We start from the raw sequence: 22,574 nt of genomic DNA, 5'->3' as shown, positions 1-22,574 counted from the left end.
TTGCGACGAGAGGGCGATGGGGAACGCTTCCGGCGGGCGGCCGCCCGGCGGACAGGTACGGGGACACGTCTTGTGGGGGACCCGATGGACATCGGCACGAAGGGCACGCACGCCCCGGCCGACCTCGCCTGGCTGCGCGGCGTGGACGCCTACACCATGGGGGCGTACCCGCAGGCCGAGGAGGAGTTCCGGACGGCCGTGCGGATCGATCCCGGCATGGCCGACGGCTGGCTCGGGCTGCACGCGCTGCGCGTCGACACCACCACCGCGCTGCTGCGGATGTACCAGGAGCGGGCGCGCTTCGGCGAGCAGCGCGCCCGCCACCGCCGGACGCTCAACTCCTGGTACTGGCTGGGCTGGTGGGTGCAGCCGGTCCTGGAGTCGCCGCGCGACCTGCTGCTCGCGCACGCCTCGCACTGGCTCGACGGCCGCCACGTCCCGGAGCTCGACCGGGCGCTGGCCGGCCTGCCGCCCGTGGACACCGACCCGCAGGTCCGCTTCCTGCACGCCTGCCGGGCCTATCTGGTCAAGGACTGGGACCAGCTCGTCCGCCACACCGAGCCGCTGGTGAACGACCCGCTGCTGGGCATCGAGGCCGGGCTGTTCGGCGGCATGGCCCGGGTCCGGCTGGAGATGTACGGGCAGGCGGAACCGCTGCTGTCCGCCGCCCTGATGCGCTGCCGCAGCGAGCAGCCGCAGCGCAAGGAGCTGCGCTACTGGCTGGCCCGCGCCCACGAGGGCACCGGGCGCAGCGCCGCCGCCCTCCCGCTCTACCGGGCGGTGCACCGCATCGACCCGGCCTTCATGGACACCGCCGCCCGGCTGGCCGCGATCACCGAGTACGACGGGTTCGAGGGCGACGACGACCCCGGGGACCTGGCGGCGGTGTCCCTCGCCGGGCTCGGCCAGGACGCCCTGGACCTGCCGGACGCCCCCGAGGCCCCGCCCTCCGACGGGCTGCGCCTGGCCGGGGACCCGCCGCCCCCGGTGCCCGGCCAGGCGTCGCCCGGTGCCGGTGGCGGGCCGTCCGTGCCGCCGCCCGGCCGCCCGCCGGCCCCGCCGCACGGCGCGCGGGAGAAGGCGGCCGGCCCCGGCAGGCCGCGCACCCCGGCGTTCCCGGCGAGCCCGACCGACCCGGCGCTGCTGGCGGAGGCGCTCGCCGAGCTGGAGCGCATGGTGGGCATGGACCCGGTCAAGCGGCAGGTCAAGGCGCTGTCGGCGCAGCTGGAGATGGCCAGGCTGCGGGCCGGGCAGGGCCTCCCCGTGCAGCCGCCGAAACGTCACTTTGTCTTCTCCGGCCCTTCCGGCACCGGGAAGACCACCGTCGCCCGCATCCTCGGCCGGGTCTTCTACGCCCTGGGGCTGCTCGGCGGGGACCACCTCGTGGAGGCCCAGCGCTCCGACCTGGTGGGCGAGTTCCTCGGCCAGACCGCCGTCAAGGCCAATGAGCTGATCGACTCGGCGCTGGGCGGGGTGCTGTTCGTCGACGAGGCGTACTCCCTGTCCAACTCCGGTTACAGCAAGGGCGACGCGTACGGCGACGAGGCGCTCCAGGTGCTCCTCAAGCGCGCCGAGGACAACCGCGACCACCTGGTGGTGATCCTCGCCGGCTACCCGGAGGGGATGGACCGGCTGCTCGCCGCCAACCCGGGCCTCTCGTCCCGGTTCACCACGCGGGTCGACTTCCCGTCGTACCGGCCGCTCGAACTCACCGCGATCGGCCAGGTGCTGGCCGCCGCGAACGACGACGTGTGGGACGAGGAGGCCCTCGACGAGCTGCGGTCCATCAGCGGCCATGTGGTGGAGCAGGGCTGGATCGACGAGCTGGGCAACGGGCGGTTCCTGCGCACCCTGTACGAGAAGTCGTGCGCCTACCGGGACCTGCGGCTGTCCGGCTGCACGGTGACGCCCACCCGGGAGGACCTCGCCACCCTGCGGCTGCCGGACCTGATGCAGGCGTACGGGGAGGTGCTGTCGGGGCGCGGCCCGGCGCGGCGCCCGCCGCAGGACCCGCCCGGGCTGCCCGGCACCCCGGGGTACTGACCGGCCCCGGGCCCCTCCCGCGCGGGAGGGGCCCGGGGCGGGCGGTCAGGCGGTCAGGACGCCCTGGTCGGGAACAGCGGCCGGGGCCGGCTCGGCGGCGCGCACCGGGACGGGCGCCGGGTCGTCCGGGACCGGGACGGCGGCGGCCGGCGCCGGGTCGTCCAGGGCCGGGACCGCAGCGGGCGGGGTGCCCGGGGTGACGGCCGGGACCAGCGGCGCGGCCGAGCGGTGGGCCGGGTCCCTGACCTCGCCGACCAGCATCTCCAGTACGTCCTCCAGCGCGACCAGGCCCAGGACGCGGCCCGACGCGTCGGCGACCTGCGCCAGGTGCGTGGCGGCCCGGCGCATCACGGTGAGGGCGTCGTCGAGCGGCAGCTCCGCCCGCAGGGTCGCCATCGGGCGCCACACGTCCTGCGGGACGGCGCGGTCGGCGTCCTCCAGCTCCAGCACGTCCTTGACGTGGACGAAGCCCATGAAGACCCCTCCCCCGCCCTCGGCGCACACCGGGAAGCGGGAGTAGCCGGTGCGGACGGTCAGGTCCTCCACCTCGGCCGGGGTGACCGACGGGGTGACGGTCACCAGGGACGTACGCGGGATGAGGACGTCGGAGACCGGGCGGCTGCCCAGCTCCAGGGCGTCCTCCAGCCGCTCCTGCTCGGCCGGATCGAGCAGCCCGGCCTGGCCGGCGTCCTCGACCAGCCGCCCGAGCTGGGCGCTGGTGTACACGGCCTCGACCTCGTCCTTCGGCTCCACGCCGAAGAGCCTCAGCACCAGCCGGGAGCAGGCGCCGAGCGCCACCGTCACCGGACGGCAGAGCCGGGCGAAGCCGACCAGGCCGGGGCTGAGCCACAGCGCGGTCCGCTCCGGGGCCGCCATGGCGAGGTTCTTGGGGAGCATCTCGCCGATGACCAGGTGCAGGAAGACCACCACGGCCAGCGCGATGACGTACCCCAGCGGGTGCACCAGGCTCTCCGGCAGGCGCACCGCGTGGAAGACCGGCTCCAGCAGGTGGGCCACGGTCGGTTCGGCGACCGCGCCGAGGGTCAGCGAGCAGACGGTGATGCCGAACTGCGCGGCGGCCATCATCCGCGGCAGGTTCTCCAGGCCGTACAGGACCTGGCGGGCCCGCTTGGAGCCGGGGCCGAGCGGCTCGATCTGGCTGCGGCGCACGGAGACGAGGGCGAACTCGGCGCCGACGAAGAAGCCGTTGGCGAGCACCAGCAGGCCCGCGAAGAGGAGTTGGAGGACGCTCACCGCGCGGCCTCCACCAGTTCCGGCTCCGCTCCGGCCGCCGCCAGGCGCACCAGCCGCACGCGCTCGGCGCGGTAGCGGTCCACCTGCCGCACGGACAGCCGCCAGCCGGGCAGTTCGGCCCGGTCGCCGGGGGCCGGGATGCGGCCGAGCAGGTCGGCGACGAGCCCGGCGACGGTCTCGTACGGCCCGTCGGGGACGTCGAGGCCTATCCGCTTCAGGGTGTGCACGCGGCAGCCGCCGTCGGCCTCCCAGGCGGCGAGGCCGTCCTCGGCGGACACGGCGGCCAGTTCGGGCAGCTCGTCGCTCTCGGCGTCGTGCTCGTCCCGGACCTCGCCGACCAGCTCCTCGACGATGTCCTCCAGGGTGACCACCCCGGCGGTGCCGCCGTACTCGTCGACGACGACGGCGATCGGCTGCTCGCTGCGCAGCCGCTCCAGGAGCGCCTGGGCGGGCAGGGTCTCGGGGACGAGCAGCGCGGGCACGGCGATCCGGCCCACGGGGGTGCGCAGCCGCTCCGGGCCGGGCACCGCGAGCGCGTCCTTGAGGTGGACCATGCCGGCGATCTCGTCGATGCGCTCCCGGTAGACGGGGAAGCGGGACAGGCCGGTGGCGCGGGTGAGGTTGACGACGTCCGCCGCGGTGGCGTCGGTGCGCAGGGCGTTGACCTTCACCCGCGGGGTCATCAGGTGCTGGGCGGTCAGGCCGCCCAGCGACAGGGTGCGGACGAAGAGGTCGGCCGTGTCCTGTTCGAGCGCGCCGGCCCGCGCGGAGTGCCGGGCGAGCGAGACCAGCTCGCCGGGGGTGCGGGCGGAGGCCAGCTCGTCGGTGGGCTCGACGCCCAGCAGCCGTACGAGCCGGTTGGCGGCGGCGTTCAGCAGGGCGATGACCGGCCGGAAGGCGCGTGAGAACAGGGTCTGCGGGCCGGCGACGAACCGGGCGACCTGGAGGGGCCGGGAGACGGCCCAGTTCTTCGGGACCAGTTCGCCGATCACCATCTGGACGGCGGAGGCGCCCAGCATGCCGATCACCACCGCGACGCCGGAGACGGCCCCTTCGGGCAGTCCCGTGGCGGTGAGCGGCCCGTCGAGGAGGCGCGCGAGCGCCGGTTCGGCGAGCATGCCGACGACGAGCGAGGTGAGGGTGATGCCGAGCTGGGTGCCGGAGAGCTGGAAGGACAGCTGCCGCAGGGCCTTCACGACGGTACGGGCCCGCCGGTCGCCCTCGGCGGCGGCGCGCTCGGCGTCCGCCCGCTCCACGGTGACGAGGCCGAACTCGGCCGCCACGAAGAAGCCGTTGGCGAGGATCAGGAGGAATGCCGCGGCGAGCAGCAGGAGGGGGATGGTCATGCCGCCGCCTCTTCACGGGGGGCGGCGCAGGTACTACCGGACGATCCGTCCATTGCTGGAGGGAATCACTCCTCGGGTCGCAGGGGCCCCGCCGGCGGTGGTGCGAAGGGGCTGCCGTGTGCGCGGGGCGGTGGCGCGCTCGGCGCCACCGCCACAAGAGTAATCACGCCCGCCCCGGTCGGGGCAGAGGGTCGGCGTCCGTCCGGGCGACACGCCGGGCGTGGCGCGGGCGCCGTCAGGCGGTGTCGGTGCCGGTTCCGCGGGCCTCGGCGAGGGCGCGCAGGGCGCGGGCGTCCCGGATGGCCCGCTGCTTGCCGATGCCGGGCTGGATGCCGAGCGCGGGCATGCTGGTGCCGTCGCTGAGGTCGAGGAAGACCCAGGGGTCGCCCTCGCGCAGGTTGACCTGGAGGATCTCCGCCCAGGCCAGCCGGCGGGTGCGGGTGAGGTTGACGACGGTGACGCCCTCGTGGTCGGCGACGACCTTGGGGCGGCTGAGGAGCGCGAGGACACCGAGGAAGAGCGCGGCCGTGAACACGAAGCTGGCGCGCTCCCCCGGTCCGAGCGTCTCCAGCATCAGGGCGACGGCCGTGATGGTCACGAACATCACCGCGCCCACGGTCAGCAGGACGGCCCGGGTGCGGGTCGGCCGGAAGGTGACCGGGAGCACGGGGAGGTGGGGGTCGGACATGTGTCGTACCGGTTCTTCCGGGGCCGTCAGAGGCGGCAGGCGTGGATCTCCGTGGTCAGGATGGCCCGGGCGCCCAGGGCGTACAGGTCGTCCATGATCCGCTGCGCCTCGCGGGCGGGGACCATGGCGCGGACGGCGACCCAGCCCTCGTTGTGCAGCGGCGAGACGGTCGGCGACTCCAGCCCGGGGGTGAGGGCGACGGCCTGCTCCAGGTGCTCGGCGCGGCAGTCGTAGTCCATCATCACGTACGAGCGGGCCACCAGGACGCCCTGGAGGCGGCGGAGGAACTGCTCCACCTTGGGGTCGTCGGCGGGGGCGCCGGTGCGCCGGATGACGACGGCCTCGGAGGTGAGGATCGGCTCGCCGACGACCTCCAGGCCGGCGTTGCGCAGGGAGGTGCCGGTCTCGACGACGTCGGCGATGATCTGGGCGACGCCCAGCTCGATCGCGGTCTCGACGGCGCCGTCGAGGTGGACGACGGAGGCGTCGATGCCCTGGTCGGCGAGGTGCTTGGCGACGATGCCCTCGTAGGAGGTGGCGATCGTCATCCCGCCGAAGTCGGCGGGGCCGGTCGCGGTGCCGGGCCGGGTGGCGTAGCGGAAGGTGGAGCGGGCGAAGCCGAGCTGGAGGATCTCCTCGGCGTTGGCGCCCGAGTCCAGCAGCAGGTCGCGGCCGGTGATGCCGATGTCGAGCTTGCCGGAGCTGACGTAGATGGCGATGTCGCGGGGGCGGAGGTAGAAGAACTCGACCTCGTTCTCCGGGTCGACCATCACCAGTTCCTTGGACTCCTTGCGCTGCTGGTAGCCGGCCTCATGGAGCATCGCCGACGCAGGTCCGGACAGTGAACCCTTGTTGGGGACGGCGATGCGCAGCATGGGGTGGGCTTCCTAACTGTGAAGGGGGTTTTCGCGGGGAGCCGGGACCGGCTCAGAGGTGGGCGTAGACGTCGTCGAGCGAGATCCCGCGGGCGACCATCATCACCTGGACGTGGTACAGCAGCTGCGAGATCTCCTCGGCGGCGGCTTCCTTGCCCTCGTACTCGGCGGCCATCCAGACCTCGGCGGCCTCTTCGACGACCTTCTTGCCGATGGCGTGGACGCCCTTGTCCACCAGCTCCGCGGTGCGGGAGGTGGCGGGGTCGCCGGTCCTGGCCTTGAGCTCCAGCTCGGCGAAGAGCTGTTCGAAGCTTTTACGGGTTTCGTTCGCCATGATGTCCTAAGAGTACGGGGTGGGGGGTGCCCACTCAGCGCCAGGGTTCGCTGACGGTGCGCAGTGTGGTGGCGGTGGCGACGGCGGCGGTGACCGCCTCGTGGCCCTTGTCCTCGTTCGACCCCTCCAGGCCGGCCCGGTCGAGGGCCTGTTCCTCGGTGTCGCAGGTCAGTACGCCGAAGCCGACGGGGACGCCGGTGTCGACGGAGACCTGGACGAGGCCCTGGGTGACGCCCTGGCACACGTACTCGAAGTGGGGGGTGCCGCCCCGGATGACGACGCCGAGCGCGACGATCGCGTCGTAGCCGCGGCCGGCGAGGACCTTGGCGACGACGGGCAGCTCGAAGCTGCCGGGGACCCGCAGGAGGGTCGGCTCGTCGATGCCCAGCTCGTGCAGGGCCCGGAGGGCGCCGTCGACGAGGCCGTCCATGATCTTCTCGTGCCACTGGGCCGCGATCACGGCGACCCGGAGGTCGCCGCAGTTCTTCACGCTCAGTTCGGGTGCGCCCTTGCCGCTCACGTGCGTACTCTCCTCGTGCTCTGATCGGGTCGTTCGGTCACTGGTTGTTGCAGGGGGAGGCACCGGCGGCGGCGTCGAGCCACGGAAGGTCGTGGCCCATGCGGTCGCGCTTGGTGCGGAGGTAGCGGAGGTTGTGCTCGCCCGCCTGGACGGGCATCGGCTCGCGGCCGTGGACCCGCAGGCCGTACCGGACGAGGGCGTTGACCTTCTCCGGGTTGTTGGTCATCAGCCGCAGGCTGCGTACGCCGAGGTCGGCGAGCATCTGGGCGCCGGCGGCGTAGTCGCGGGCGTCGGCCGGCAGGCCCAGTTCCAGGTTGGCGTCGAGGGTGTCGTGGCCGCGCTCCTGGAGTTCGTACGCGCGCAGCTTGGACAGCAGGCCGATGCCGCGTCCCTCGTGGCCCCGGAGGTAGACGACGACGCCCCGGCCGGCCTCGGTGACGCGCTCCATGGACGCCTGGAGCTGGGGGCCGCAGTCGCAGCGCAGCGAGTGGAAGATGTCGCCGGTGAGGCACTCGGAGTGGACCCGGACGAGGACGTCCTCGCCGTCGCCGAGGTCGCCGTGGACGAGGGCGATGTGCTCGACGCCGTCGACGGTGGAGCGGTAGCCGTACGCGGTGTACTCGCCGTGCGCGGTGGGGAGCCGGACCTCGGCCTCGCGGCGGACGGTCGGCTCGTTGCCGCGGCGGTAGGCGATCAGGTCCTCGATGGAGATGATCGTCAGGCCGTGCTTGCGGGCGAAGGGGACCAGCTCCGGCAGCCGGAGCATCACCCCGTCCTCGCCGGCGATCTCGACGATGGCGCCGGCGGGGCGCAGTCCGGCGAGCCGGGCGAGGTCGACGGCGGCCTCGGTGTGGCCGTTGCGGGCGAGGACGCCGCCGGGCCGGGCGCGCAGCGGGAAGACGTGGCCGGGGCGGACCAGGTCGCCGGGGGCGGCCGTGCCGGAGGCGAGGAGCTGGAGGGTGGTGGCGCGGTCGGCGGCGGAGATGCCGGTGGTGACGCCGTGCCGGGGGGAGGCGTCCACGGAGACGGTGAAGGCGGTCTTCATGGACTCGGTGTTGTCGCCGACCATCTGCGGCAGCCGGAGCCGGTCCAGTTCCTCGCCCTCCATGGGGGCGCAGATCAGGCCGCGGCACTCGCTCATCATGAAGGCGACGATCTCGGGGGTGGCCTTCTCGGCGGCGATGACGAGGTCGCCCTCGTTCTCGCGGTCCTCGTCGTCGACGACCACCACGGGGCGGCCGGCGGCGATGTCGCGGACGGCCTGCTCGACGGGGTCGAGGGCGAGGTCCGTCGCGTCCCAGACGGGGAGGGCGCTCATGCGGGTGCTCCTTCCAGGGCGGACGCGCTCGCGCGGGACCGCAGCCACCAGTCGCGCAGGCCCCACAGGACGAGCGCACCGTAGATCACGTAGACGAAGCCGGAGAAGGCGTAGCCGTTGACGAAGTTGAGGGGGACGCCGACGAGGTCGACCAGCAGCCAGGCGAACCAGAACTCGACCATGCCGCGGGCCTGGGCGTACATGGCGACCAGGGTGCCGACGAAGATGTACGCGTCGGGCCAGGGGTCCCAGGACAGCGACGGCACGGCGGTGAACAGGCCGCCGACGGCGAGGGTGCCGAGGACGGCGCCGCCCGCCATGAGGGCGCGTTCGCGCCAGGTGGCGAAGCGGACGGCGATGGTGCCGTCCTGGCTGCGGCGGCTGCCCCGGGTCCACTGCCACCAGCCCCAGGCGGCGACGGCCATGACGACGACCTGCTTGCCGGCGCTGCCGGTGAGGTGGCCGGCGAAGGCGGCGAAGAGGATGGCGCCGGAGAGGAACTGGGCGGGCCAGGTGAGGACGGAGCGGCGCCAGCCGAGGGCCAGGGCGATCAGGCCGATGGTGTTGCCGATCATGTCGGACCAGAGGATGTGCTGGCCGAACGCGGTGAACGCCTCGGTGTTGAGCCAGCTCACTTGACCGCTCCTTCGGCCCTGTCGCCGACGAGCCGCTCGACGTACTTGGCGATGACGTCGACCTCCAGGTTGACCGGGTCGCCCGGTTCCTTGATGCCGAGCGTGGTCAGGGCGAGGGTCGTCGGGATGAGGCTGATGGTGAAGTACTCGTCCGCGGCCTCGACGACGGTGAGGCTGACGCCGTCGACCGTGATGGAGCCCTTCTCGACGACGTACCGGCGGAGCGGGGCGGGGAGGGAGACCGTGACGATCTCCCAGTTCTCGGAGGGGGTACGGGCGAGGAGGGTGCCGGTGCCGTCGACGTGGCCCTGGACGATGTGGCCGCCGAGCCGGTCGCCGACGGCCATCGGGCGCTCCAGGTTGACCCGGGAGCCGGTGGTCAGGGCGCCGAGGCTGGAGCGGTTCAGCGTCTCGGCCATCACGTCGGCGGTGAACTCGCCGCCGGAGGTCTCGACCACGGTGAGGCAGACGCCGTTGACGGCGATCGAGTCGCCGTGTTTGGCGTCCTCGGCGACGAGGGGGCCGCGCAGGCGGAAGCGGGAGGAGTCGCCGAGGTCCTCGACGGCGGTGACCTCTCCCAGCTCTTCGACGATTCCGGTGAACACGCTCAGCGCTCCTTGGGTGCGGCGGGTGCGGCGGTGGCGGTGATCCGCAGGTCGGGGCCGAGGCGTACGGTCTCGGTGACATCGAGCCGCAACGCGTCGGTGAGGGTGGTGATTCCGCCGCCGACGAGGGCGGCGGGCCCGGCGCCGAGGAGCACCGGGGCGAGGTAGCCGACGACCCGGTCGACGGCTCCGGCGGCGACGAAGGAGCCGGCGAGCACCGGGCCGCCCTCCAGGAGGACGGAGCGGACCCCGCGCGCGTGGAGGGCGTCCAGCAGGGCGGGGACGGACAGGCCGCGTCCGTCCCTGGGGAGCCGTACGACGCCGGGCAGGGTGGTCTCGGCGTCCTCGGCGACGGCGATCAGGGTGGGGGCGGCGTCGTCCAGGACGCGGGCGCCGGGCCGTACGGCGGTGCCCTCGGTGTCGACGACCACGCGCAGTGGCTGGACGGCGCCCTCGATGCCCCGTACGGCGAGGTGGGGGTCGTCCGCGCGGGCGGTGCCGGAGCCGACGACCACCGCGTCGGCCTCGGCGCGCAGCCGGTGGACGTCGGCGCGGGACTCGGGCGAGCTGATCCAGCGGCTGGTGCCGTCCTGGGCGGCGACGCGGCCGTCCAGGGTGGCGGCGTACTTCCACAGCACATGGGGGCGCCCGAGGCGTACGGAGGTGAGCCAGGCGGTGTTGCCCCGCTCGGCCTCCTCGGCGAGCACCCCGGCGACGACCTCGACGCCGGCCGCGCGCAGGGTGTCGGCGCCGCCGGTGGCCCGGGGGTTGGGGTCGCCGACGGCGTACACGACGCGGGCGATCCCGGCCTCGATCAGGGCCTGGGCGCAGGGGCCGGTGCGGCCGGTGTGGTTGCAGGGTTCGAGGGTGACGTAGGCGGTGCCGCCGCGGGCGAGGACGCCGGCCTGGCGGAGGGCGTGGATCTCGGCGTGCGGGCCGCCGGCGCGCCGGTGCCAGCCGGCGCCGACCTCGTGGCCCGAGGCGTCGTGGACGACGCAGCCGACGACCGGGTTGGGGCTGGTGGCGCCGAGTCCGCGGGCCGCGAGGGCGACGGCGCGGCGCATGGCGGCGGCGTCGGCCGTGTCCGCCGTGCCGGTCGGGTCCGCTGCGGGGGCCACCGGGTCTCCTGCCTCTTCGGGCGGACTCCGGGGCCTGTCGATGACGACAGAGAGCGGGCGGACACCACCGCACAGGGGGACGCGAGGCCGAAGGACCGGTCGCCGGACGACGGCGACCAGCGGAATACGGCCGGTCGCCCCGAGGTGGGGTCACCCGCCGCGCACTGCCTCCCATCCGGACTTTCACCGTCGGTCCAGGAGTTTCACCTGGTCAACCGGCCACTGGATGCGGCCGGGTCGCGGACTGTAACCGCCGGTTCGGAATTGCACCGACCCCGGAGTGCGCTGCTGCTGATACAGGGCCAGTGTGCCACGCCGGTCCGTCGCCCATGCGGGTGAGGGCTGTGGCCTGCCTCACAGACCTGTCTCACATGGCGGCTCGCCGTCTCAACTGGTCCAGACCTATTGACCACTTGGTCTAGTCCTTTTAATGTCTGCGTCACCTCCACGGAGACGGCCCGCAGCGTGTGCGCACACCGGGGCCGACACGACCCACTCCCCTGCCAGTTGTGTGCCCCCTCAGCCTCCCCGGGAGGAAACCCGCCGTGCTCTCCCCCACCCGCAGACGGGCCACCGTGCTCGCGTCCGGCGCCGCCGCCGCCGGACTGCTGCTCGGCTCGCTCTCCGGTGGCGTCTCGCACGCCGCCACCGACCACGCCTCCTGCCGCCCCGACGGCCTGTACGCCACGCCCGGCGTCGACGGGCCCTACTGCTCGGTGTACGACGCCGAGGGCCGCGAGAAGATGGGCGCAGACCACCAGCGCCGGGTCATCGGCTACTTCACCGGCTGGCGCACCGGCAAGGACGGCACCCCCGCCTACCTGGCCAAGGACATCCCGTGGGACAAGATCACCCACATCAATTACGCCTTCGGCCACATCGACTCCGCCAACAAGCTGTCGGTCGGCACGGACGGCCCCGCCAACGCCGCCACCGGGATGACCTGGCCGGGCGTGGCGGGCGCGGAGATGGACCCCGGCCTGCCCTACAAGGGGCACTTCAACCTGCTGAACAAGTTCAAGAAGCAGCACCCCGACGTCAAGACGCTGATCTCGGTGGGCGGCTGGGCGGAGACCGGCGGCTACTTCGACGACAGCGGCAAGCGCGTCGGCTCCGGCGGCTTCTACACCATGGCCACCAATGCCGACGGCTCGGTCAACCAGGCGGGCATCAACACCTTCGCCGACTCCGCCGTCGCGTTCATCAAGAAGTACGGGTTCAACGGCGTCGACATCGACTACGAGTACCCCACCTCCATGAAGGACGCGGGCCACCCGGCCGACTTCCCCGTCTCCAACGCCCGCCGCGGCGGCCTCGTCAAGGGCTACGCCGCCCTGATGAAGACCCTCCGCGAGAAGCTCGACCGGGCCGGCGCCGCCGACGGCAAGCACTACATGCTCACCGTCGCGGCCCCCTCCTCCGGCTACCTGCTGCGCGGCATGGAGACCTTCCAGGTCCAGAAGTACCTGGACTACGTCAACATCATGTCCTACGACCTGCACGGCGCGTGGAACGAGTACGTCGGCCCCAACGCCTCGCTCTTCGACGACGGCAAGGACGCGGAGCTGGCCGCCGCCAACGTCTACGGCAGCCAGCAGTACGGCGGGATCGGCTACCTCAACACCGACTGGGCGTACCACTACTTCCGCGGCTCCATGCCGGCCGGCCGCATCAACATCGGCCTGCCCTACTACACCCGCGGTCACAAGAACGTGCAGGGCGGCACCGACGGACTGTGGGGCAGGGCCGCCGCGACCAGCTGCCCGGCCGGCTCCGGCCTGACCAAGTGCGGTGACGGGGCGACCGGCATCGACAACCTGTGGCACGACAAGGACGACAACGGCAAGGAGTCCCCGGCGGGCTCCAACCCGATGTGGCACGCCAAGAACCTCGAGAAGGGCGTCCTCGGCGACTACCTGCCCTCGTACGGCTTCGGCCCCGGCACCAAGCTGACCGGCACCTACGCCCGCAAGTACGACTCCACGCTGGTCGCGCCCTGGCTGTGGAACGCGCAGACCCGGACGTTCCTGTCCACCGAGGACGAGCAGTCGGTGGCCGCCAAGGCCGCGTACGTGGCCGACAAGGGCATCGGCGGCACCATGGTCTGGGAGCTGGCCGGCGACTACGCCTGGAACGCCGCCAAGGGCCAGTACGAGCCCGGCTCCACGCTGACCTCCCTGATGTACGACGCCTTCAAGAAGGCCGCGCCGTACGGCGCGAAGGTCTCCAACAAGCCGCTGCCCACCAAGGCCGTGAACATCGGTGTGGAGTTCGGCGAGTTCAAGCTCGGCGACTCCAACTACCCGATCACCCCCAAGGTGAAGATCACCAACAACACGAAGACGGCGCTGCCGGGCGGTACGGAGTTCCAGTTCGACTACTCCACGGCCGCCCCGGGCAACGCCTCCGACCAGTCCGGCTTCGGCACCAAGGTGATCAGCAGCGACCACACCGGCTCCAACGTGGGCGGGCTGAAGGGCGACTTCCACCGCGCCTCGCTGAAGCTGCCCGCCTGGCAGTCGCTGGCTCCCGGCGCGTCGGTGGAGCTGTCCTTCAACTACTACCTCCCGGTCTCCACGCCGTGGAACTGGACGGTGAACATCGCCGGCACCACGTACGCCCTCGCCGGCGACCTGGGCCGGGGCGTGACCGTGGTGGAGCCCGGTACCGGTCCGGGCCCGGGCCCCTCGCCCGACCCGACGAACCCCACGCCCACGCCGACCCCCGGCGCGTGCACCGCGCCCGCCTGGGCCAAGGCCACCGCGTACGGCTCCGGCACCACGGTGTCCCACGCGTCCCGCACCTGGAAGGCGAAGTGGTGGACCCAGGGCGAGGAGCCCGGCACCACCGGCCAGTGGGGTGTGTGGCAGGACCTCGGCGCCTGCTGACCCGGTGACGGGACGGGCCCCGGCGGCGGAGCAACGGCCCTTGGCCGCCGCCGGGGCCCTTCACCGTGCGCGGGTGCCCGGCGCGTCGGGGGGCGTGTCCGGGCCGCCCGCTGCTTCCTTGTCCGTGACGACGTCCGACACAACGGCAAGGAGCTGGAGATGGGCACGATCCTGGTGACCGGCGGGACCGGCACCCTCGGCAGGCACGTCACGGAGCTGCTGCGCGGCGGCGGCCACGAGGTGCGGGTACTGAGCCGGCGCACGCCGCCGTACGCCGTCGACCTGCGCGAGGGCGGCCCCGGGCTGGACGCAGCCCTGGCCGGCGCCGACACGGTGGTGCACTGCGCGTCCACCCCGCGCGGCGGCGACGAACGCGCGGCGGAGAACCTGATCGCGGCGGCCCGCCGCGCCGGGACCGCCCACCTCGTATACATCTCCATCGTCGGCGTGGACCGGGTGCCCTTCCCGTACTACCGCGCCAAGCTGGCCGTGGAGCGGCTGGTCGAGGAGTCGGGGCTCGGCTGGACGGTGCTGCGGGCGACGCAGTTCCACGACCTGCTGGTGATGCTGTTCCAGGCGCTGGCCAAGCCGCCGGTGATGCCGCTCCCGGCGGGGGTGCGCGACCAGCCCGTCGAGGTCACCGAGGTCGCCGCGCGCCTGGCCGGACTGGCCGGGGGCGCCCCCGCCGGGCGGGTGGCGGACCTGGGCGGGCCGGAGGTGCGGACGCTCCGCGAACTGGCGGACGCCTATCTGCGGGCGTCGGGGCGCCGCCGCCGGGTGGTGTCCGTGCCGCTGGCGGGCCGCTCCTACCGGGCCTTCCGCGCGGGCGGCCACCTGGCGCCGGAGCACGCGGTGGGGCGGGGGACCTTCGAGGAGTTCCTCCAGCGGCGGTTCACGGCGTCGCGGCCGGGCTGAACAGCTCGTCCTGGGCGGCGTCCCGCGCCGTGAGCAGGGCGCCGCGCAGTACGGCGGCGCCCCCGAGCGCGCCCGCCCGCACCTCGGTGCGCAGCGGGGACAGGGCGGCCAGCCGCTCCTCCACCCGGGCGGCCAGCGCCGGGCCGCCCGCGTGTCCGGTCTCGCCGCCCAGGACGACGCACCCCGGGTCGAGTACGGCGCCGACGGCGGCGGCCCCGAGCGCGAGGCGGCCGGCCAGGGCGTCGAGGAAGCCGCCGGCCCCGGTGGCCACGGCCCGGCGCACGGCCACCGCCCCGGGGGGCTCGCCGCCCGGTTCCCCGTCCGGCCCGGCATCGGTCCCGATCCCGTACTCCTCCGCCAGCGAGGCGATCGCCGCCGAGCCGGCCAGCGCGTGGAAGCCGCCCCCGCAGTCGGTCGCGGAGGGCAGCCCGCCGGTGCCCGGCACCGGCAGGAACCCGATCTCGCCCGCCCCGCCCGAGGCACCGCGCCGCAGCCGGCCGTCGAGCAGCACGGCCGCGCCGACGCCATGGCCCAGCCACAGCAGGACGAAGGTGTCCCGGTCGCGCGCGGCGCCCTCCCGCAGCTCCGCCACCGCCGCGAGGTTGGTCTCGTTCTCCACCAGCACGCGCGCGTGCAGCCGTTCCTGGAGGGCCGGGACGAGCCGCCGGTGCCAGGCCGGCAGGCTCGCCGAGTCGCGCAGCTCCCCGGTGGCGGGGTCGATCAGCCCCGGCGCGCCGACGCCCACGGTGTGCAGCCGCCGCGCCCCCGCCCCGGCGGCCGTCCGCTCCAGCAGGCCCACCGCACGCTCCACGGCCGCCCCGTTGTCGTGGCCCTCCATCGGCAGGGACGCCTCGGCGAGCGTGGCGCCCAGCAGGTCGGTCACCACGACGGCGACGCTGCCGGTGCGGACGTCGAGGCCCGCGAGGTGGGCGCGGCCGGCGACGATCCCGTACAGCCGGGCGTTGGGGCCGCGCCGCCGGTCGCCCGTCTCCCCGACGACATGGACCAGCCCGGAGTCCTGGAGCCGTTCCACCAGGTCGGCGACGGTGGGCCGGGAGAGCCCGGTGAGCGTCCGGAGCTGACCGGCCGTCAGCGGACCCTGCTCCTGGAGGAGTCGCAGGGCGGACCGGTCGTTGATGGCCCGGGCGGTCCTGGGCGATGCGGGCATGGCGGGCACCTTATCATCAGGCAGGGTTCCTGATAGTTTACGCGGGCCAGGAGAACCGATCGCCCGGGAGGGGCCTGTGGCCGAGGACGAGGGCAAGCGACGGCTGCGGCGGGCCCGGTACGCCATCGCGGCCGTCTTCTGTGTGCACGGCGCCGTGACCGGCAGCTTCGCCACCCGCATCCCCTGGATCCAGGACCACGCCGGCATCGGCGCGGGCCAGCTCGGGCTGGCGCTGGCCTTCCCCGCGCTGGGCGCCTCCGTGGCGATGCCCCTCGCCGGGGCGGTCACCCACCGGTACGGCGCCCGGACCGCGCTGCGCGGCCTGCTCGCCCTGTGGACCCTCTCGCTGGTGCTGCCCTCCTTCGCCTCCGGCATCTGGGTGCTCTGCGGGGCGCTGTTCGTCTACGGGGCCACCTCCGGGATGTCCGACGTGGCCATGAACGCGCTGGGCGTCGAGACCGAGAACCGCCTCGGCCGGTCGATCATGTCCAGCCTGCACGGCATGTGGAGCGCCGGGGCCCTGATCGGCTCCGCCGCCGGCACGCTCGCCGCGCACCTCGGCACCGACGCGCGGCTCCACCACACCGTCGCTGCGCTGGTCCTCACCGCGCTGGGCCTCCTCCTCTGCCAGGGCGTCCTGGACCTGCGCAGCGCCCCCGAGGAGGAGGCGCCGCCCCGGTTCGCGCTCCCGCCCAGGTCGGCCCTGGTGATCGGCGCGGTCGGCTTCTGCGGGGTCTTCGCGGAGGGCGCCGGGCTGGACTGGTCGGCGGTGTACCTCCGGGACGAGCTGGGCGCCTCGGCGGGGCTCGCCGCCGCGTCGACCACCGCGTTCGCCCTGACCATGGCGGTCGCGCGGCTGGTCGGCGACCGGGTGGTGGACCGGTTCGGCGCGGTGCGTACGGTACGGGCCGGGGGCGTCGCCGCCGCCGCGGGCGGGGTGCTGGTGGTCGCCGCGCGGCACCCGGCGCAGGCCCTCGCCGGCTTCGGGCTGCTGGGCCTGGGCGTGGCGATCGTCGTCCCGCTGGCCTTCGCGGCGGCGGGGCGCAGCGGGCCGAACCCGAGCCAGGCGATCGCGGGGGTCGCCACCATCACGTACACCTCGGGGCTGATCGCGCCCTCGGCGATCGGCGGGGTGGCGGACGTGACGTCGCTGACGGTGTCGTTCGGCCTGGTGACGCTGCTGGCGTTCGGCCTGGTGCTCGGCGCGGGGGTGCTGCGCCCGGGCGAGCGCACGCCCCGAAAGCCCGCGGCGGGCACGCCCCACTGATCGACGCCCCCGGGGCGGTGCCCACCACCCACGATCCGCAGTCGGCGTACGGCCGGGGCGGGGCCGTGCAGGGTCGCCCCCGCAGCGGATCGGCGGCGTCGCACGGTCACCCAACCGGTAGGGCAACCCGCCGACCGCGAGGAGGCGAGCCCGGAGGGGCCCCGCCCCCCACCCACCGGGAGGCACCGCCCCGGTGGGCACCCCGTTGTGCCCACCCGTCCCGCCCCAGCGGGACGATTGCCCACAACGCGTGGGTCCCCGTTGTGCCCACCCTCCCCCAAGCTCTCGGCTTCGCTCGAGCAGTCGGGGAGGACCGACCGCAGGGCGGTGGGTGGGGGGCGGCCGCGCCTGGGCCATTACGATGGCGGCTGGTTTTCGGCCGTTCGGCCGACCCGGAGCGAAGTAGGAGCCACCCCCCATGAACCTCGGCGTGCGCTGGACTCTGCACGGCGACGGACGCACCCCCGCTCCCGGCGCGGTCGTCCGTCCCGACGAGCGGTTGTCCTGGCCCCGTACTGTCGGGCTCGGCGCGCAGCACGTCGTGGCCATGTTCGGCGCGTCCTTCGTGGCGCCGGTGCTGATGGGGCTCGACCCCAACCTGGCGATCATGATGTCGGGCGTGGCGACGATCGTGTTCCTGCTCGCCACCCGCGGCGCGGTGCCCAGCTACCTGGGCTGCTCGCTCTCCTTCGTGGGTGTCGCGGCGACCATCCGGGCGTCCGGCGGCGACAGCGCCACCGTCACCGGGGCGGTCCTGGTGGTGGGCGCCGTGCTGTTTCTCGCGGGGCTCGCGGTACGGAGGTTCGGCGCGCGGATCATCCACGCGACTATGCCGCCGATCGTGACGGGCGCGGTGGTGATGCTGATCGGCTTCAACCTGGCGCCGGTGACGGCGTCGACGTACTGGCCGCAGGACCAGTGGACGGCGCTGCTGGTGATGCTGTTCACCGGCCTCGCGGTGGTCTGCCTGCGGGGCTTCTGGTCGCGGGTGGCGATCTTCCTGGGGCTGGTCTTCGGCTATGCCCTGTCGTGGGTGCTGGACCTGGCCTTCGGCAGGATCCACTCACCGCTGGGCGGCGCGGACGCGGTCGACCACTGGCGCCTGGACCTGTCCGGGGTGGCCAAGGCCGACTGGGTGGGGCTGCCGTCCTTCCACGCGCCGGCCTTCGAGTGGTCGGCGATCCTGGTGGCCCTGCCGGTGGTCATCGCGCTGGTCGCGGAGAACGCCGGGCATGTGAAGGCCGTCGGGGAGATGACCGGCGACTCGCTGGACGACAAGCTGGGCACCGCCATCGCCGCCGACGGCGCCGCGTCGGTGCTGTCGACCGCCGTGGGCGGGCCGCCCAACACCACGTACTCGGAGAACATCGGCGTGATGGCGGCGACGCGGGTGTACTCGACGGCCGCGTACTGGGCCGCCGCGGGCTTCGCGCTGCTGTTCGGCCTGTGCCCCAAGTTCGGCGCGGTGGTCGCGGCCATCCCGGGCGGGGTGCTGGGCGGCATCACGGTGATCCTGTACGGGATGATCGGCCTGCTGGGCGCGCAGATCTGGATCAACGCCAAGGTCGACCTGCGCAATCCGCTCAACCTGGTGCCCGCCGCGGCGGGCATCATCATCGGTGTCGGCGGGGTGAGCCTGAAGATCACCGACAACTTCGAGCTGGGCGGCATCGCCCTGGGCACGATCGTGGTCATCACCGGCTACCACGTGCTGCGGGCCTTCGCGCCGGCGCACCTCAAGGAGCAGGAGCCGCTGCTGGACTCCGGCACCAGCTCCTACGAGGGCACCAGCTCCTACGAGGGCGGCGACGACGGTCAGCCGGTCGCCAAGTCGTAGGCGTAGTCGGCGGAGAACTCCCCCGCCGCGCCGGAGCAGCCGTCCGACTCGCCGGGCAGCTTGATCCAGAGGTAGGCGTCGATCCGGGCGTCCCCGGTCCGGGTGGTGGGCGTGCGGCCCAGGGCGCGGCCCGCCGGGTCGCACCACGCGCCGGGCGCGGGGGCGCCGTTGCCGTTGCGGCTGGTGTCGATGACGGCGCCCAGGTGGGAGGGGCCGCCGAGCGCGCCGAGCACCCGCCGGGCGTAGGCGGCCTCGTCGCCGGTGGCGTGGAAGTTGGACACGTTGGTGAAGATGCCGTCGCTGCTGCCGGCGGCGTCCGCCTCGCGCAGGGCGCCGGCCATCTTGGTGGCCGAGTGCCAGCCGGAGTGCCCGGCGTCGAAGTAGACCTTGGCGCGCGGGTTGGCCGCCCGGAGGGCCTTGCCGGCCCGGGCGAGCGAGGCGTACCGGGCGGACCGCTCACCGGAGGAGAGGCAGTCGGCGAGCGCGATGGAGTCGGGCTCCAGGACGACGATGACCGGCCCGCTGCCGAGGCCCTCGGCGAAGTTCCGTATCCATCCGTCGTAGGCGGCCAGGTCGGGGGCTCCGCCCTGCGAGGCGCCGCCGCAGTCCCGGTCGGGTATGGCGTACGGCACGAGGACGGGCACCCGGCCCGCGGCGGCTGCCCCGGAGGTCACCGCGCGGACCCGGCCGGTGATGGCGCCCGGGTCGTACGCGGCGAACCAGACGGCGGCCGGCTGGTCGGCGATCCGGGAGGAGATGACGTCCCGGCGGGGGTCGCCCGGGTTGTCCCGCACCCAGTCGAGGACCTGGGACTGCGGGTGGCGGTAGAGGTCGGCGGACACGGTCCTGGCCACCGGCGCGGCCTTCTTCGCGCGCGTGGGCGACGGTTTCGGCGCGGGCGGGGCGGACGTCCGGGCCGGGGTGCGGGAGGCCGTCGGCGACGGTGACGGGGTAGGCGAGGCCGGGGCGGACGCCGTGGGCGTGGGCCGGGCGGGCAGCGGGACGTGCAGCGCGCTGCCGCTGACCTCGGGCGCCGGCCGCGCCGTTTCGTTCTCGTCGCCGCCCGTCGCGGCGAGCAGCCCGCTGACCGTGCCGGCGGCGACGACCGCCGCCGCGGTGAGCGCCATGGCGTGGCGGCCGGCCGCCCGCCGCCGTTCGCGGCGCTCCGCGCGCCGCGTTCTCCGGTCCGGTTCGGCGCGCCTCGGTGCGCGCGGCTCTGACACCGTTCGTTCCCCTCCCCCGGTGGTCGCCCGGGCGGATCGTTCCCCCGTTTCGGGGAAGCCCGGCGCGATGACACCACCGAGAGCCTACCTACTGGGACGCTGCCCCCATGGCGCAGATCGAACAGTTCCCGGCGGCACCGGCGGAGGTCGGCCCGGTCGTGGAGCGGATGCGCGCGCTGCGCGCGTCGTGGCCGGAGGCGGACGGCGTGGCCGTCTTCAACCGGGTCTACCTGACGGTCACGGAGGACATCGAGCGGCGGGTGGCGGCCGGTGAGTTCACCCGGGCCGCCGCCACGCTGGACGTCCGCTTCGCGGAGCGCTATCTCGCGGCCGTCGACGCGGCCGCCGCGGGCGGGCGTCCGCCGGCGTGCTGGCGGCCGCTGTTCCAGTACCGGGGCCATCCCGGCGTACGTCCGCTGCAGTTCGCGCTGGCCGGTGTCAATGCGCACATCGGGCACGACCTGGCGCTGGCCGTGGTGGACACCTGTCGGAGCCTGGGCTGCGAACCGGCGGACCTGGAGGGGGAGTTCGAGCGGGTGGGCGATGTCCTCGTCCTGCTGGAGGAGCGCGTCCGCGAAGAGCTGATGCCGGGGCCCGACCTGCTGGAGGTGGGCGACCCGCTGACGCATCTGCTGGGGTGCTGGAGCCTGGAGCGGGCCCGGGACGGGGCGTGGCTGGCGGCCCGTTCGCTGTGGCGGCTGCGCCGCCTGGAGCACGGCCTGGGCCTGCTCCCGGAGCCGGCCGAGGAGTTCACCGAACGCCTCGACCGGTCCGTGGGGCTGGTGGGCCGGATGATGCTGACCCCGCTGGGGGCTCAGTCCTCCGGGAGCTCCACCGGGGCGATCTCGTCGTAGACGTCGCCGGGGCCGGGGTTGGTGGCGTCGGTGGCCCCGCCGAAGTGGTGCATCACGCCCCACACGGCGTTGAGCGCGGTCTGCACGGCGCCCTCGGCCCAGCCGGCGGTCCAGGAGATGTCGTCGCCCGCGAGGAAGATGCCCCGCTTGTCCTCGGGCAGCCGGTCCTGCATGAAGTGGGTGAACAGCCGCCGCTGGTAGCGGTAGTGGCCGGGCAGGTTGGCCTTGAACGCGCCCATGAAGTAGGGCTCGTTCTCCCAGGACACGGTCACCGGGTTGCCGATGATGTGCTTGCGGATGTCGACCTTCGGGTAGATCTCGCCGAGCGACTTGAGCATGACCTCCATGCGCTCGTTGGCGGACAGCGGGAGCCACTTCAGGCTGTCGTCGCACCAGGTGTACGAGAGGCAGATCACGGCCGGCTTGTCGGGGCCGTCGTCCAGCAGGTAGGTGCCGCGGGTCATCCGGTCGGTGAGGGTCATCGACATGACGTCCCGGCCGGTGTCCTCGTCCTTGTCGAGCCAGAACGGCCGGTCGACGGGCACGAACAGCTTGGAGCTCTCCATGTAGTGGGTGCGCTCCATCGCCGTCCAGTGGTCGATGGGGAAGAGCGAGTCGTCGCAGGCGATCTTGGAGAGCAGCATCCAGGACTGGGCGGTGAAGATCGCGGCCTGGTAGGTGCGGATGTCGCCGTGGGCGTCGGTGACGGTGATGCGGTTGCCGGCGGTGCGGTGCAGGCGCGTGACGGCGGGCTTGGGGTCGCCCTCGTGCAGCGACTTCAGCGAGGTGCCGAGCGGCCAGTGGACGATCTTCTCGGGCTCGCGCTCCCAGAGGCGCAGCGGGAGCTGCTGGGAGCCGCCGACGATGCCGCGGTGGTGGTCGTCGGCCTCGGTGTAGACGACGCGGAGGATCTCCAGGATGGAGTTGGGGAAGTCGGTGTCCCAGCCGCCGGTGCCGAAGCCGACCTGGCCGAAGATCTCGCGGTGGCGGAAGGACTTGAAGGCGGAGGAGTCGCAGAGGAAGCCGTAGAAGGTCTGGTTGTCGAGCTTCTCCACGAGCTGCGCCCAGATCTCGCGGATGCGCGGGACGTCGCGCTCGCGCATGGCGCGGTTCATGTCGGTGAAGTCCGCGCCCTCCTCCAGGCAGTCGGCCCAGGCCTTGGCCACGTCGCGGTAGACCTGCGGGAGGTCGGCGATGGTCTCGGCGTAGTGCGACTCGCCCTTGAGGTCGACGACGGTCGAGGGGGTGGACTCGGCGAGCGGGTTGGGGAAGGGCCGGGTGTGGAGGCCGACGAGGTCGATGTAGTGCTGGAGCGCGGTCGAGGAGGGCGGGAAGCGCATGGCGCCCATCTCGGCGGTCAGGCCCTCGGTGCCGGTGCCCTCGAAGCCGACGGTGCGCAGCCGGCCGCCGATCTGGTCGGCCTCGTAGACGACGGGCTTGAGGCCCATCTTCATCAGCTCGTACGCGGCCACGATGCCGGAGAGCCCGCCGCCGATGACGGCGACCTCGGTGCCGTGCTCGGTCGCCGGTATCTGGCCGAGGCCGGCCGGGTGGGCGAGGTAGTCGTCGTACGCGTACGGGAAGTCCGGACCGAACATGGTGATCGGCGGCTGCGCGTCGGTGTGCTGGACGGCGGTGGGCACCGTGGACGTCATGGGGTACGGACTCCTTGCGGGGGTGGAGAGA

General features: G+C 73.8%; 19 protein-coding genes and 1 riboswitch. Of the genes, 6 read left to right on the top strand and 13 right to left on the bottom strand.

Translation table 11 applies throughout. The features are described 5' to 3' along the window. Positions 1–84 precede the first annotated feature (84 nt). A complete protein-coding gene (locus tag ACF08D_RS27570) occupies positions 85–2,043 on the top strand; it encodes an AAA family ATPase (protein WP_392226262.1) in 1,959 nt (652 codons plus the stop codon). Positions 2,044–2,088: 45 nt separating this feature from the next. Here ACF08D_RS27570 and ACF08D_RS27565 read toward each other — a convergent pair whose 3' ends face one another. The 10 genes from ACF08D_RS27565 to ribD form a co-directional block, all read right to left on the bottom strand. Further along, a complete protein-coding gene (locus ACF08D_RS27565; RefSeq protein ID WP_392226260.1) occupies positions 2,089–3,297 on the bottom strand; it encodes a hemolysin family protein in 1,209 nt (402 codons plus the stop codon). Next, entirely contained in the window at positions 3,294–4,643 is a 1,350-nt protein-coding gene (locus tag ACF08D_RS27560) for a hemolysin family protein (RefSeq protein ID WP_392226259.1), read from the bottom strand. The genes ACF08D_RS27565 and ACF08D_RS27560 overlap by 4 nt, the downstream gene beginning before the upstream one ends. 235 nt (positions 4,644–4,878) lie before the next feature. Next, positions 4,879–5,331: a PH domain-containing protein gene (locus tag ACF08D_RS27555; RefSeq protein ID WP_392226258.1), complete on the bottom strand. Its 453-nt coding sequence runs from the start codon at positions 5,329–5,331 to the stop codon at positions 4,879–4,881. A gap of 26 nt (positions 5,332–5,357) precedes the next feature. Beyond that, positions 5,358–6,206, bottom strand: a complete 849-nt coding sequence (gene hisG, locus ACF08D_RS27550; protein WP_392226256.1) for an ATP phosphoribosyltransferase — start codon at positions 6,204–6,206, stop codon at positions 5,358–5,360. A gap of 52 nt (positions 6,207–6,258) precedes the next feature. Further along, positions 6,259–6,540 carry a phosphoribosyl-ATP diphosphatase gene (locus ACF08D_RS27545; protein ID WP_392226254.1) on the bottom strand — a complete coding sequence of 94 codons (282 nt, stop codon included), beginning with the start codon at positions 6,538–6,540 and terminating at the stop codon, positions 6,259–6,261. A gap of 34 nt (positions 6,541–6,574) precedes the next feature. Beyond that, positions 6,575–7,060 (bottom strand): 6,7-dimethyl-8-ribityllumazine synthase, encoded by a 486-nt coding sequence (gene ribH, locus ACF08D_RS27540; protein ID WP_073757985.1) that lies wholly within the window; start codon positions 7,058–7,060, stop codon positions 6,575–6,577. 37 nt (positions 7,061–7,097) lie between these two features. Further along, a complete protein-coding gene (locus ACF08D_RS27535) occupies positions 7,098–8,378 on the bottom strand; it encodes a bifunctional 3,4-dihydroxy-2-butanone-4-phosphate synthase/GTP cyclohydrolase II (RefSeq protein ID WP_392226252.1) in 1,281 nt (426 codons plus the stop codon). Continuing rightward, the gene (locus ACF08D_RS27530) at positions 8,375–9,013 is read right to left on the bottom strand and encodes a nicotinamide riboside transporter PnuC (protein ID WP_392226250.1); all 639 of its coding nucleotides are present in this window, start codon (positions 9,011–9,013) and stop codon (positions 8,375–8,377) included. Before ACF08D_RS27530 ends, ACF08D_RS27535 begins: the two co-directional genes overlap by 4 nt. Beyond that, a complete protein-coding gene (locus tag ACF08D_RS27525; protein WP_392226248.1) occupies positions 9,010–9,618 on the bottom strand; it encodes a riboflavin synthase in 609 nt (202 codons plus the stop codon). Before ACF08D_RS27525 ends, ACF08D_RS27530 begins: the two co-directional genes overlap by 4 nt. A gap of 2 nt (positions 9,619–9,620) precedes the next feature. Next, complete coding sequence (ribD, locus tag ACF08D_RS27520) at positions 9,621–10,682, bottom strand: bifunctional diaminohydroxyphosphoribosylaminopyrimidine deaminase/5-amino-6-(5-phosphoribosylamino)uracil reductase RibD (RefSeq protein WP_392226378.1); 1,062 nt, start codon at positions 10,680–10,682, stop codon at positions 9,621–9,623. Between the two features lie 211 nt (positions 10,683–10,893). After that, positions 10,894–11,024: riboswitch (FMN riboswitch) on the bottom strand. Positions 11,025–11,281: 257 nt separating this feature from the next. Here ribD and ACF08D_RS27515 point away from each other — a divergent pair. Together ACF08D_RS27515 and ACF08D_RS27510 are read left to right on the top strand one after the other, a co-directional pair. Next, positions 11,282–13,624 (top strand): chitinase C-terminal domain-containing protein, encoded by a 2,343-nt coding sequence (locus tag ACF08D_RS27515; protein ID WP_392226246.1) that lies wholly within the window; start codon positions 11,282–11,284, stop codon positions 13,622–13,624. A gap of 159 nt (positions 13,625–13,783) precedes the next feature. Then, positions 13,784–14,539, top strand: coding sequence for an SDR family oxidoreductase (locus ACF08D_RS27510; RefSeq protein ID WP_392226244.1), 756 nt, complete (start codon positions 13,784–13,786; stop codon positions 14,537–14,539). On the opposite strand, the gene ACF08D_RS27505 is transcribed toward ACF08D_RS27510, so the two are convergent. Further along, positions 14,517–15,707, bottom strand: a complete 1,191-nt coding sequence (locus ACF08D_RS27505) for an ROK family transcriptional regulator (RefSeq protein WP_392226243.1) — start codon at positions 15,705–15,707, stop codon at positions 14,517–14,519. The genes ACF08D_RS27510 and ACF08D_RS27505 overlap by 23 nt on opposite strands. 76 nt (positions 15,708–15,783) lie before the next feature. Between ACF08D_RS27505 and ACF08D_RS27500 the strand changes: the two genes are divergently transcribed. Together ACF08D_RS27500 and ACF08D_RS27495 are read left to right on the top strand one after the other, a co-directional pair. Next, the gene (locus ACF08D_RS27500; RefSeq protein WP_392226241.1) at positions 15,784–16,974 is read left to right on the top strand and encodes an MFS transporter; all 1,191 of its coding nucleotides are present in this window, start codon (positions 15,784–15,786) and stop codon (positions 16,972–16,974) included. Between the two features lie 418 nt (positions 16,975–17,392). Next, positions 17,393–18,811 carry a uracil-xanthine permease family protein gene (locus ACF08D_RS27495; RefSeq protein ID WP_392226239.1) on the top strand — a complete coding sequence of 473 codons (1,419 nt, stop codon included), beginning with the start codon at positions 17,393–17,395 and terminating at the stop codon, positions 18,809–18,811. Here ACF08D_RS27495 and ACF08D_RS27490 read toward each other — a convergent pair. After that, complete coding sequence (locus tag ACF08D_RS27490; RefSeq protein WP_392226376.1) at positions 18,790–19,938, bottom strand: glycoside hydrolase family 6 protein; 1,149 nt, start codon at positions 19,936–19,938, stop codon at positions 18,790–18,792. The two genes, ACF08D_RS27495 and ACF08D_RS27490, sit on opposite strands and share 22 nt — an antisense overlap. 203 nt (positions 19,939–20,141) lie before the next feature. On the opposite strand from ACF08D_RS27490, the gene ACF08D_RS27485 reads away from it, so the two are divergent. Beyond that, positions 20,142–20,888 (top strand): DUF5995 family protein, encoded by a 747-nt coding sequence (locus ACF08D_RS27485; protein ID WP_392226237.1) that lies wholly within the window; start codon positions 20,142–20,144, stop codon positions 20,886–20,888. Here ACF08D_RS27485 and ACF08D_RS27480 read toward each other — a convergent pair. Beyond that, positions 20,849–22,543 carry a flavin monoamine oxidase family protein gene (locus ACF08D_RS27480; RefSeq protein ID WP_392226235.1) on the bottom strand — a complete coding sequence of 565 codons (1,695 nt, stop codon included), beginning with the start codon at positions 22,541–22,543 and terminating at the stop codon, positions 20,849–20,851. The genes ACF08D_RS27485 and ACF08D_RS27480 overlap by 40 nt on opposite strands. Positions 22,544–22,574 lie beyond the last annotated feature (31 nt).

It is taken from the genome of Streptomyces sp. NPDC015131 (genome assembly GCF_043079975.1).
Taxonomy (GTDB): domain Bacteria; phylum Actinomycetota; class Actinomycetes; order Streptomycetales; family Streptomycetaceae; genus Streptomyces.
Note: the sequence above shows the minus strand (reverse complement) of the source record. Positions and strands in the feature narration are given on the sequence as shown.